The sequence below is a fragment of the bacterium genome, assembly GCA_026414725.1.
Taxonomy (GTDB): domain Bacteria; phylum Ratteibacteria; class UBA8468; order B48-G9; family JAFGKM01; genus JAAYXZ01.
Genome location: JAOAIL010000003.1, coordinates 21,070 through 33,539 on the forward strand (window position 1 = coordinate 21,070; position 12,470 = coordinate 33,539).

Sequence of the window (12,470 nt, forward strand, 5' to 3'; positions counted from 1 at the left end):
AGCTCTTACATTATACATAATTTTGCTCTTCTCCTCAACCAGAAAAAGTATACCACGACTGAAATAACAAGCAGGATATGAACAAGCCAAACTCCAAGAAATGTGGGTATTTTCCCATTTTTAGCAAGGGTAAGTCCGGAAGAATATATACCGTAACATATAAAAGAAAGGAATATAGAAAGTCCTAATACAAATACCCTTGAAATTTTATGTTTTATATAAAAGAAAGGAACCAGTATAAACAGTAAAAACATGTTCAAAAGTGGATAAGCAAATCTTTCCTGATAAGCACCTTTAAGATAAATAGAGATTATATTGAGTTTTTTAAATTCATAAAGCATATTTCGTATATCTTTGTAGGATAGTTCATTTATATCTCTTGAGGTCTCAACAATAATATCTGGTTCAATCAAAATGGACATTATCTTACTGTCAAAACTCTCAGAGTTTTTTAGAAAACCTTTACTATCAAAATACCAGAATTTCCCTTGTTTGAAAAGCCATATATTACTTCCTATATATACAGCACTAGCTGCGTTTATTGTAATAATCTCATTATTTTCAAGTATCTCTGAAAATTGAATTCTTATAAAATCAGAAGGAGGAACAAACCTTTCACTATAGAGAAAATATCTATCCGTTGAAAAACTTAATATCCCTATTTCCTGTTTTTCACCTATTTTACGGAGAAGTTGTGGTGATATAAAGTTTTTAATATAAAAGACAAATGCAGATATGATAAATCCACAGATAAATAACATTTTTAATATGCTTATAGGTCTTATACCGGAAAATTCCAGAACTCTTATCTCTCCATATTTTACCATTTCACCGAGTAAGAACATACTACTTAGAAATGTTATAATTGGTGAGATTTCCACAAAAATAGACGGTAGTTTATAGAGAGAATTTAAAATACTAAATCTACCTCCATGTTTTAAGATAGAATAGAGATTATCAATAATTTCTATAAAAAAGAAAAGGAGAATGAAAGAGATACTAACAAGAAAAAACAATTTTAAGAAGGTAGATATGGTATATCTTGTCTTTATCATTTTAAAAAACCCCATCCAATAATAAAAATAAAAACAGGTAACCATACAAATATTGGTAAATCTGTCTTGTATGACAGGACCTCACCAAAAACAATCATCTGAAGGAAAAGAAGTGCTATACCTCCACCAATCCCTATATGAAGTAACTTACTTTCTTGCTGTAATCTTATACCGAGAGAAGTTCCTATAAGAACAAAAACAATCGGGATAACTGAAAAAACAACTCTTTTCTGAACTTCTATTTTTTCTTTTATATCAGGGGAGGAAAGTAATTCAGATATACGCATCTCTGAAACTTTCGGTTTTATAGAACCTATATTTATAAAATTTTTAGGTAGTGGCAGTGTAAATTTATAACTAAGAAAGTCCAATTTTGATATTGTCTGAACAGAGTCATACACAATAAGGAAACCTTTATGCAAAACAAATATCATTTGATTGGTAACATGATTGTAGGTTACTGTTCCACTCTCTGCTTTCAAGAAATGTGTTTTATCCATTTCTTTATAGGTTATAGAAACATTTTTTATTTTCTTTATTTTATAAGAGGGGGGCATCCTTTCAATATAAATAGTAATTCCAGGTATATCTGTAGTTGTACTTTTCTCCTGTAAAAGAGAAAGTGGATTTTTAAACTGAAGGCGGTATATCATTTCACGTTTTTTATAACTTATTTCAGGGAGAAGATAGAAATTGAAAAATAGAAGGATAAATGTCCCTATAAAAGCAGCAATGATAATAATACCCATCAATCTATACGGGTTTATTCCCGATGAAGAGAATATAAGTATCTCCCTGTCCATAGTAAGACGAGAGAAAAGAGAAGAGGCCGAATAAAGAAAACAGAGAGGAATAATATATAAAAAAGAAGAAAACAGAGTAAGAGAAAAAATATATAAAACAATCAAAGGGTAAAAAGTACCTTTTACAAGAACTTCAATTATCTGGAACAAAGCATCCAGTGAAAAGATAAAAAGGGTTACACCTAATGCAAAAATAAAATTCATAAAAAATTCATGGTTTATATACCGGGTTTTAATTTTCGTTTCCATTACCATTATTGTAAAATATTAACTGAATTATGTCTATCTATAGAATTATTAGTTTTTTTAGGAGAACCTGTTGTATAGGATGTGGAGAAACTTCCCTGCTTAACAGATATGGATTCTGTGAAGAATGTGAAGATAAATTAATCTATATCTCACCATCTACTGAATCAGAAATTTTTCATCTTTTTAGATATGAAGGTCCCTTAAAAGAAGCAATACATAAGTTTAAATACAAAAGAAAAAAACACTATGGTAAAAAGTTTGCTCTAATGCTAAAGGACTTTATAATTGATAACAAAATATATGATTTTGAAATAATCATACCTGTTCCTCTTCACTGGAAAAAAGAGTTTTTTAGAGGATTTAACCAGTGTGCTATTATCGCTTTTAATCTTTCAAAATTACTTGGGAAGCAATATCTTTCAGGAGTGCTGGTTAAATGCAAAAATACACCTTCGCAGATAGCACTGGATAAAACTGATAGGCAGGAAAATGTAAAAGGGAGTTTTACCGTTAAAAGAAAACACTTAATAGAAAACAAAAAGATACTTCTAATTGATGATGTTTATACATCAGGGGCAACAACACAGGAAGCGAAAAAAGTATTACTGAATAATGGTGCAGAAAAAGTGATAATTTTGACTATAGTAAAGGTATAGATTCATATAAAAAATTTGTTTGATTGTTTTTTTTAAATAGGTTATAATAGTTATTCAAACCTTGTTAATATAAACAAAGGAGGAAAGAATGGTTAGAATAGGAGTTAATGGTTTTGGAAGGATAGGGAGATTGGTTTTGAGGGCTGCAATAGAAAAAAATTTCCCCGAGATAGAATTTGTAGCGTTTAACGATATAACGGATGCAAAGACACTTGCTCATCTTTTCAAATATGATTCAAACTATGGTGTGTATCCTGGAAAGGTTGAGGCAAAAGATGGAGCTATTTTAGTAGATGGTAAAGAGTATAAAGTTCTTGCGGAAAAAGACCCGAAAAATCTACCATGGAAAGCACTTGGTGTAGATATTGTAGTGGAATCTACCGGGCTTTTTACTGAAGCAGCAAAAGCATCAGCACATATTGAAGCAGGGGCAAAAAAAGTCATCATCTCTGCACCAGCAAAAGGAGAGGATGTAACCATTGTAATGGGAGTTAATGAGGATATATATGATCCTAAAAAACACAATATACTATCTAATGCTTCATGTACAACAAATTGTCTCGCTCCTATGGCAAAGGTTCTTGACGACAATTTTGGTGTTAAAAGAGGTCTTATGACCACAATACATGCCTATACAAATGACCAGAGAGTTATGGATGCTCCTCATAAGGACCTGCGCAGAGCAAGGGCTGCTGCACTTTCTATGATTCCAACCACAACAGGAGCTGCAAAAGCAATTGGTAAAGTCATCCCTTCTCTTAACGGAAAAATGAATGGTCTCGCAATTAGAGTTCCAACCTCTTCTGTATCTCTCGTTGACCTTGTAGCAGAACTGGAAAAGCCAGTAGATGAAAAAGCAATAAATGATGCCTTTAAATCAGCGAGTGAAGGTAAACTTAAAGGAATCCTTCAGTACTGTGATGAACCACTTGTATCAAAGGATTTCTTCAAAAACGAACACTCCTGTATCTTTGATGCTCTCTGTACTTACATTATTGAAGGAACAATGGTAAAAGTAATGGGCTGGTATGATAATGAGTGGGCTTATAGTTGCAGGGTGGTTGACCTTATAAGATATATGGTACAGAAATAAAAAGGAGGAGGAGCATGGAACTTCAGACAATTGAAGATAAGAATTATAAAAATAAACGAGTATTCTTAAGGGTTGACTTTAATGTTCCTGTAGAGAATGGAAAAATTATAGATGATACAAGAATAAAATCAGCACTACCAACAATAGAATATCTTTTAAAACAGGGGGCTTCTCTTATCATCTCTTCCCATCTCGGTAGACCAAAAGGTAAAGTGGTTCCTGAAATGAGTTTAGGAATAGTAGCAAAAAGATTGAGTGAGTTAACAAACAGGGAAGTAAAATTTGTTCCTGACTGTGTTGGTACTGAAGTTAAAAAGGCAAGTGAATCCCTTAAACCAGGAGACATCCTACTTCTTGAAAATTTGAGGTTCCATAAAGAGGAAGAAGAAGGAAGTGATGATTTTGCTAAAGAACTTGCTTCTCTGGCGGACTCTTATGTAAATGATGCATTTGGAACATGCCATAGAAAACATGCCTCTGTCTATGGAATAACCAAATTTTTTAAAGATATAGCGGCAGGTTATCTTATAGAAAAAGAAACATCATCTCTTTCAAAACTTCTGGAAAAACCAGAGAAACCATTTCTTTTAATTCTCGGAGGGGCTAAGGTTGCAGATAAAATAGGAATAATAAAAAATCTCCTTGATAAAATAGATACTCTTATCACAGGTGGGGTTATGGCTTATACCTTCATAAAAGCCAAAAACTGGGAAATAGGTAACTCAAAAGTAGAAAATGATGCCATTCCTCTCGCAAAAGAAATTATTAAAGAGGTTAATAAGCGGCATCTGGAATTTCATACCCCACTGGACCATATCATTGCTGATAAAATAGCACCGGATGCACACTATTTTGCTACGGAAAGAGGAACAGTACCCCCAAACTGGATAGGAGTAGATATTGGACCTCAGGCAATTGAGGAATATACCGACTGTATCAAAAGAGCAAAGACAATTTTCTGGAATGGTCCTATGGGTATATATGAAATAGAGGAATTTGCAAAAGGGACTGTAGAGATAGCAAAAGCAATAGGTCAGCAGGAAGGTATCTTCTCGGTAATAGGTGGCGGAGATTCTGCTGCTGCTGTAAATAAAGCAGGTGTTGTAGATAAGATATCTCACGTTTGTACAGGAGGCGGAGCTTCTCTTGAATTCCTTGAAAAAGGAACTTTACCAGGTATAGAAGTTTTGAAAAAATAAAAGTAGGAGAATATAATGAAAAAGAATCTGGTAGCAGGAAACTGGAAGATGTATAAAACACCTCAGGAGTCAATCTCTTTTGCAAAAAATTTAAAAGAAGGTATTAAAACATATAATGATAGAGATATTTTAATATGTCCTCCGTTTACATCTCTTTTCCCAGTTTATGATGTATTAAGAGGAACTCCAATAAAATTGGGAGCACAGAATGTATATTTTGAGGAAGAAGGAGCATTTACAGGAGAAATATCCACTCGTATGCTAAAAGAATCAGGAGTATCTTATGTCATATGTGGACATTCAGAAAGAAGGAATATATTTATGGAGACAGATGAAGTGATAAATAAAAAAATTAAAAAAACTATCTCTGATGGTATGACAGCCATTCTATGTATAGGAGAGAAGTTAGAAGAAAGAGAGAATGGAGAGACATTTAATATAATTAAAAAACAGATTTATGGCTGTCTTAATGGAATTAACCACATAGAAAATATTGTAATTGCCTATGAACCTGTCTGGGCTATAGGAACAGGGAAAAATGCAACTCCAGAGCAAGCAGAAGAAGTGCATTTTTTCATAAGGGAATTAATTGAAAAATCTTTTGGAAAAGAATCGGCTGAAAAAATACTTATACTTTATGGAGGAAGTGTTAAACCAGAAAACATAGATTCGTTAATGGCTCAAAAAGATATTGATGGCGTTCTTGTCGGTGGTGCCAGTTTGAAGATAGAATCGTTCTTAAGAATAATTGACTATAATACGTCAAAAATATAGTTTTTAATTTTAAAAAGGGGAAAAAATGTATATGTTTCTACTTATTTTTCACATTATTGTTTCGCTCCTTCTTATAGGAGTGGTTCTTTTACAGTCAGGTAAGGGAGCTTCGCTTTCAAACATATTCGGTGGAGGAGGTATGGAGACCGTTTTTGGTGCAGAAACATCTGCTATATTAAACAGAATTACATCTATTCTTGCAATTATATTCATAATCAACTCAATTCTTCTTGCTACTATTCCCGGAAAGTTAACTACTAAAAGTATTCTAAAGCAAGAACTACAAAAAGAACAAACCCTTCCATTGCCAGTGTCTCCTGATTCTTCTCCAAAGTAAGTCATATTATATGGATAAGATAATAGAACTTCCTCAAGAAGGAAAAGTGGTCTTTTTAGGTGATACTCATGGGGACTACAAAACTACAAAAATGGTAATAAATAGTTTTATTAATAAAAAAAATTATTATATTGTTATGCTCGGTGATTATGTTGACAGGGGAGAGGACTCAAAAACCAATATAGATTTTTTACTTACAATACGTGAAAAATATCCGAATCTTATAATGTTGGCAGGTAATCATGAAATGTTTTTCTTAAGAGAATGTAGTCCTTCAAATTTCTGGGATTCTATTTCAAAAGAGGAATCTGAGTATTACAAAGATATTTTCTTAAAACTACCTCTTGCTATATCAGGAAACGGTTTTCTTGCACTTCATGGAGCCCTTCCTGATATAGAAAAGATAGAAGATATTGAAAATATACAGCCAGGTGATGAAAACTGGATAAAAGTTATATGGGGGGATTTTAGAGATAAACCAGGAGAATATTTAGGAAACTTCTTAGGAAGACCTAAATATGGAAAGGACTATTTTCTAAAAGTAATGGACAGGTTAGGTAAAAATGTTCTTATCCGTGGACATGACCCACTTGTCCCTGAAAGGATATTTGACAATAGATGTTTAACACTTTTTACATCATCTTCTTATGGAAATAGGAAAATAGCTATAGTTGACTTACAACAAGAAGTTAAAAATATAGATGATATTGAGATAATTCCTCTGGACCCTTCTGATATTGAGTTATAAAATCTACTAATTATTAGGGGTAAAAAATGAGAAGACAGGACTTCGGTGGATATAGAATAGAAGAAATTATAGGTGGTGGAATGTACACTAAAGTATACAGGGCACATTCCACTCTCGCCAGGTCTGTTTACGGAGATACAGTAGCAATAAAAATTCTTTACTTGAAAGGTAGTTTTCGTGAACGTGCAAAACTTATAAATCAATTTGAGAGAGAGGCAGAGATAGCAATAGGATTAGACCATCCTAACATTGTTAAGGTCTATAATTTCGGTAAATATCATAATCAATATGCAATAATCATGGAGTATATAAACGGAACAAATCTTAAGGAAATACTGTACCAGAGAAATAAATTTCCTCTGAATATTCTTGTCAGAATACTCTATGAAGCAGGACAGGGACTTGCTCACATACATAAAAACAATATTGTTCATAAAGATGTAAAACCGGATAATATACTTGTTTCAGAAGACCTGTCTGTTGTTAAAATAACTGATTTTGGAATAGCAAAACTTCCTGGGAAGTTATGGCAGAAAGATATATTTCCTAAAGGTGGAACTGTTACAAAATATGGGACTATATCCTATGTTGCTCCTGAACAAGTACAGGGAAATGCCAATTTTTGCTCTGATATATATAGTTTCGGTATTACTATTGATGAAGTAATTACAGCGAAGGTTGAAGTCCCTGATGAAATGGAGAAAAATCAAGAGGACTATTTCAGAAGGATCGATATAAGAAGTTATAGAAAAAACACAGGAAAACAGATGATTTTATGTGAGGACTTAAATATACCTGAGGAATTGAAGGAAATTATAAAAAAGGCAACAAAACAGGAACCATTTTTAAGATACCAATTAATGGATGAGTTACTTGATGAGTTAAAAAAATTTTTATAATAATGAAAAAGTGCATAATATTTCTATTTATCATCTTTCTCACAGGATGTCATACTACTCCTTATATTAGAAAATCAGGTAAGGATACACTTGTACTTTCTACCTCTTCTGACCCTAAGTCATTTAATCCTATTATAGCAAAAGAAACCAGCACAACCACTATAACTCAATTTATTTTTGAAGGACTGATAGCCATTGATGGAATTACTCTTGAGGTTAAGCCAGCACTTGCTAAGAAATGGGAAGTTGATAGCACAGGAAAGATATGGAGATTCTTCCTGCGAGAAGATGTAAAATGGAATGATGGACATCCTTTTACAGCAGATGATGTTGTATTTACATATAATAACCTTATATACAACTCAGAGATTCCCACAAGCAGTAGAGATATTCTGAGTATAGATGGTAAAGCATTTAAGGTAAGAAAAGTTGATAGATATGTTGTAGAATTTATACTTCCTGAAAAATTTGCTCCTTTTCTACAACTTATGACTCAGGAGATACTTCCTGCACATAAAATTGCTCCTTTTATTGAAAAAAAGATATTTACCAGTTGGTGGGGAGTAGATGAAAAAACAGAAAATATCGTAGGTACAGGACCTTTCAAAATTATGGAATATAGACCCGCTGAATGGATAATCCTTGAAAAAAATCCTTATTACTGGAAAAAAGATGCAAAAGGTGAAAAACTACCATATCTCCAGAGAATTGTATTTCTCATCATATCCGATGCGAATATGTCTTTACTTAAATTTAAAACAGGAGAGATAGATATTGTTTCAGTAAGGGGACAGGACTATCCTTTATTGGAACCATTACAGAAAGAACAGAACTTTACTATATATAAAATCGGTCCTTCTCTCGGTTCAGAATTTATTACCTTAAATCAGAATGAAAAATCACCCTTACCCGGTTATAAAAAGGAATGGTTTAGGAATAAAAACTTCCGTCAGGCAATTGCATATGCTATTGATAAAGATAATATAATAAAGAATGTCTATGGTGGATTTGCAACACCACAGGATGGACCTCTTAATATCTCCTGCGGTTTTTTTTATAACCCTTATGTTAATAAGTATCCATATGATATAAAAAAAGCAGAACAGATATTGAAAAGAGAAGGATTTACAAAACATAATGGAGTCCTTTTTGATAAGCATAACCATCCTGTTGAATTTACAATTCTTACAAACAGTAATAATTATGAAAGAATACAGATTGCTAGTATAGTCCAGGATGACCTTAAAAAATTAGGTATGAAGGTAAATCTTCTTCCTGTAGAGTTCAATACACTGGTAACAAAAATCAGTGTTACAAAGGACTGGGAAGCAGTTATAATAGGACTTACAGGAGGGATAGAACCCCATGGAGGTAAAAATGTATGGCATTCAAAGGGACAATTACACCTATGGAATTTAAATGCAGATAGAAATGACCTTACTGAATGGGAGAGGAAAATTGATGTTATTTTTGAAGAAGGAGCAAAAGAGTTAAGATTATTTAAGAGAAAAGCGTTGTATGATAAATGGCAAATTATTGTTTCTGAAGAATTACCATTGATATATACAGTAAATCCAACAGTGATGACTGCAGTAAGAAATAGATTTGAAAATCTTAAACCCAGTGTATATGGTGGTGTATTACATAACATAGAAGAAATAAAGACCATACTGGATAATACACAGTGATATTATTTATTTTAATTATTGAATTATAATTATGTATCGTCTAAGGGTATTTTACCGGAAAGAAGGTATGGGAAGGTTTATTTCTGAAAAAAATCTTCATAGAAATATTGAACGTATATTAAGAAGAATGGAACTGCCATTGAAATTTACGGAAGGATTTAGTCCTCATCCTAAGATAAGTTTTGGCTCTCCTTTACCTGTAGGAATTACAGGAGTTAATGAGCGATTTGATGTCTTCCTCGTAAAATCTATAGACACTGCCTCATTTCTGGAAAATAGTAAAGATTTTTTACCGGAAGGTATAATCTTCACTGCTACAGAATGGATAGATATTACGGCTCCTTCAATAACTTCTATGGAAACATCTGCTATATATACTATTGAAACATCTAAAGACATTGATATTGAATATTTCAATAATACAGGAAAAGTCCTTGAATACACAGATAAAAAGATAGTTGTTTTGTTCAAAATAAATAAATTAAGCCATAAAAAACTAATAGAATTATTAGTCAATGGGAATATAATAAGTATAACAAGAGAGATATTATAGTTATAAAGAATTTTATAAACTTTTATGGAATGACTTGATATTTCAAATATTAAAGGAGGATACTTTAAGTGAAAGGGAATTACAGGTTATTAATAAATAACGAAGGTTTTTTAACCCGTGTAGCATTGATGAGTGATAACCATGTGGAATATCTCTTTATAAACAGACCTGATATATTGTCCGTTGGGAATATATATAAAGGTAAAGTAGAACGGGTTGTAACTGGACTTAATGCAGCATTTGTCAATATCGGAGAGTTTAAGAATGGCTTTCTTCCTTTTGAAAAGGAAGAGATGATATACCAGCCATATGAAGTTGAAGAACAGGCACTCCAGAGTATAAAAAAACCATTCAGGACAGGAGATGATGTTATTGTCCAGGTCACAAGACCAGGCACAGCAGAAAAAGGTGTAAAACTAACAACAAAAATATCTATACCGGGAAGATTTCTTATACTTATACCTGATTCAAATATCAGAACCATTTCCAAAAAGATAACTGATAGGAAAGAAAGGGAACGACTTTTAACTATTTTCAATAGAAGAATTACAGGAAATATGGGATTTATTATAAGAACTGCTTCCGAGGGTATCTCTGAAAGATATATTGTAAGAGAGATAAAAATTTTACTTTTAACCTGGAATAGAATAAAAAGATACGCACGTGTAAAGAGAGCACCTACCTTATTATGGCAGGAACTTCCACTATATATAAATGTTATAAGAGATTATGTCACACCTGAATTTAAAGAGATTATAGTGGATGATGAAAAAACATATAGAGAGGTAAAGAGATATGTAAATCTATTTATTCCTGATATATATAGGAAGATTACATTACATAAAGACGTTTCATATCCGCTTTTTATGAAATATGGTATTGAAAAAAAGATAGAAGGATTTTTATCTGACCGTATATCTCTACCTTCTGGTGGTTCATTAATCATAGAAGAATGTGAAACACTTACTGCTATAGATGTAAATACAGGGAGTAGTGAGAAGAAAACATTTAAAGAGACCGTATTTACCACAAATATGGAAGCAGCAGAAGAAATACCGAGACAGATAAGAGGTAGAAACCTTGCAGGACTTATAGTAGTGGATTTTATAGATATGAAAGATTCAAAAGAAAGAAGTAAGGTTTTCAAAACATTAAATGAAAATCTTGAGATAGACAAAGCAAAGACAAGCATACTATCAATATCAAAATTAGGAGTTGTGGAAATGAGTAGAGAAAAGACCGATTTTAAATTATCTGATATCCTGATGGATGTATGTGATAAATGTAATGGTAAGGGATATATTAAAAATCTTTACTATTCTGCCTTAAAATTCAAAAATGAGGTGATGGCTCAAATAATGAAAAAACCAGATAAAAAGATATCTGTAGATGTCTCTGAAAAACTTTATGATTTTATTTACAACCATAGACCTTTATATGAAATCCTGAGAAGGTACAATATTACCTGTCGTGAAAGTTCTGTGTTACGTAATTACGAATTTAAAATTAATGTATAAGATTTATTGACGGGTATTTCATTAAACTGTATAATCTATAACCATCGGGACATAACTTCCCGGCAAAAAAAATCCTGATATTTTAAAAGGGTATAGTAAGATATGGCAAAGAGATATAAAGTAAACGATTTTCAGGGGTATCAAAAAATAGTAAGCCCTGAAAATTCTGACCTTAAAAACATACATCTTGCTGTGATAAGAAATCCATCTGGTACAAGATTTGATGGTAATACAGGTGATGAAGAAAATGTGTTTATAATAACTGAAGGGAACATAAAATTTTTTCTGGAAGATAAATTACTTGCAGAACTCTCAAGGGAAGATGTATTTCAAGAACCACCTTCTGCTATCTATCTACCACCCCATTCAAATTACTATATTGAATTTATTGAAAAAAGTGAGATATGTATAGCAGGGTGTATAGCTACAGGTAGATTTAAACCACAGGCCGTTTATAAGGGGCATATACGTATTAAAAGAGTAGGGGAGGAGATTTTCTTCCGAAACATTATAGAAATAATTCCCGAAGATTTTCCAGCAGAAAATCTCATTGTAGGTGAGACAATTACAGACCCTGGGAACTGGGCAAGTTATCCTCCACATAAGCATGATACAGATAATCCTCCAGAAGAAACAGCACTTGAAGAGTTATATTTCTTTAAGATCAGACCTGAAACCGGTTTTGGTTCAATACGGATATTTAACAACCCAGAGGATTACATATTTCTTATAAAAAATAATGAGGTTATTACAATTCCTAAGGGATACCATCCTGTGAGTGTTGCGCCAAAACATCAACTTTATTATTTATGGATTATGGCAGGAAATACGAGAAAGGTACTATCTACGGTTCATCCTGCCTATAAGTTCATCAATAAAAATTTCAATAGGGGGTAAAG

At 32.5% G+C, this 12,470-nt stretch carries 13 protein-coding genes; 11 read left to right on the forward strand and 2 right to left on the reverse strand.

Features of this window, described 5'->3' with window-relative positions:
• Window positions 1–5: 5 nt before the first annotated feature.
• The gene (locus N3D17_02250) at window positions 6–1,055 is read right to left on the reverse strand and encodes an LptF/LptG family permease (protein ID MCX8082208.1); all 1,050 of its coding nucleotides are present in this window, start codon (window positions 1,053–1,055) and stop codon (window positions 6–8) included.
• The gene (locus N3D17_02255; GenBank protein MCX8082209.1) at window positions 1,052–2,107 is read right to left on the reverse strand and encodes an LptF/LptG family permease; all 1,056 of its coding nucleotides are present in this window, start codon (window positions 2,105–2,107) and stop codon (window positions 1,052–1,054) included. Before N3D17_02255 ends, N3D17_02250 begins: the two co-directional genes overlap by 4 nt.
• A gap of 29 nt (window positions 2,108–2,136) precedes the next feature.
• Between N3D17_02255 and N3D17_02260 the strand changes: the two genes are divergently transcribed.
• The 11 genes from N3D17_02260 to N3D17_02310 all read left to right on the forward strand — a co-directional run bounded on the left by N3D17_02260 (window position 2,137) and on the right by N3D17_02310 (window position 12,468).
• On the forward strand, window positions 2,137–2,763 hold the full coding sequence (locus N3D17_02260; protein ID MCX8082210.1) for a ComF family protein: 627 nt from the start codon (window positions 2,137–2,139) through the stop codon (window positions 2,761–2,763).
• An 88-nt stretch (window positions 2,764–2,851) separates the two neighbouring features.
• Window positions 2,852–3,856, forward strand: a complete 1,005-nt coding sequence (gene gap / locus N3D17_02265; GenBank protein ID MCX8082211.1) for a type I glyceraldehyde-3-phosphate dehydrogenase — start codon at window positions 2,852–2,854, stop codon at window positions 3,854–3,856.
• Between the two features lie 14 nt (window positions 3,857–3,870).
• Complete coding sequence (locus N3D17_02270; protein ID MCX8082212.1) at window positions 3,871–5,055, forward strand: phosphoglycerate kinase; 1,185 nt, start codon at window positions 3,871–3,873, stop codon at window positions 5,053–5,055.
• Between the two features lie 15 nt (window positions 5,056–5,070).
• On the forward strand, window positions 5,071–5,829 hold the full coding sequence (gene tpiA / locus N3D17_02275; protein ID MCX8082213.1) for a triose-phosphate isomerase: 759 nt from the start codon (window positions 5,071–5,073) through the stop codon (window positions 5,827–5,829).
• 25 nt (window positions 5,830–5,854) lie between these two features.
• Window positions 5,855–6,166, forward strand: a complete 312-nt coding sequence (gene secG, locus N3D17_02280) for a preprotein translocase subunit SecG (protein MCX8082214.1) — start codon at window positions 5,855–5,857, stop codon at window positions 6,164–6,166.
• Window positions 6,167–6,176: 10 nt separating this feature from the next.
• Window positions 6,177–6,914, forward strand: coding sequence for a serine/threonine protein phosphatase (locus N3D17_02285; protein MCX8082215.1), 738 nt, complete (start codon window positions 6,177–6,179; stop codon window positions 6,912–6,914).
• Between the two features lie 26 nt (window positions 6,915–6,940).
• Window positions 6,941–7,813 (forward strand): serine/threonine protein kinase, encoded by an 873-nt coding sequence (locus N3D17_02290; protein ID MCX8082216.1) that lies wholly within the window; start codon window positions 6,941–6,943, stop codon window positions 7,811–7,813.
• A 2-nt stretch (window positions 7,814–7,815) separates the two neighbouring features.
• Window positions 7,816–9,501 (forward strand): ABC transporter substrate-binding protein, encoded by a 1,686-nt coding sequence (locus tag N3D17_02295; protein ID MCX8082217.1) that lies wholly within the window; start codon window positions 7,816–7,818, stop codon window positions 9,499–9,501.
• A 31-nt stretch (window positions 9,502–9,532) separates the two neighbouring features.
• Entirely contained in the window at window positions 9,533–10,054 is a 522-nt protein-coding gene (locus N3D17_02300) for a TIGR03936 family radical SAM-associated protein (GenBank protein ID MCX8082218.1), read from the forward strand.
• A gap of 68 nt (window positions 10,055–10,122) precedes the next feature.
• Window positions 10,123–11,571 carry an Rne/Rng family ribonuclease gene (locus tag N3D17_02305; protein MCX8082219.1) on the forward strand — a complete coding sequence of 483 codons (1,449 nt, stop codon included), beginning with the start codon at window positions 10,123–10,125 and terminating at the stop codon, window positions 11,569–11,571.
• A 102-nt stretch (window positions 11,572–11,673) separates the two neighbouring features.
• Window positions 11,674–12,468 carry a 5-deoxy-glucuronate isomerase gene (locus tag N3D17_02310; GenBank protein ID MCX8082220.1) on the forward strand — a complete coding sequence of 265 codons (795 nt, stop codon included), beginning with the start codon at window positions 11,674–11,676 and terminating at the stop codon, window positions 12,466–12,468.
• Window positions 12,469–12,470 lie beyond the last annotated feature (2 nt).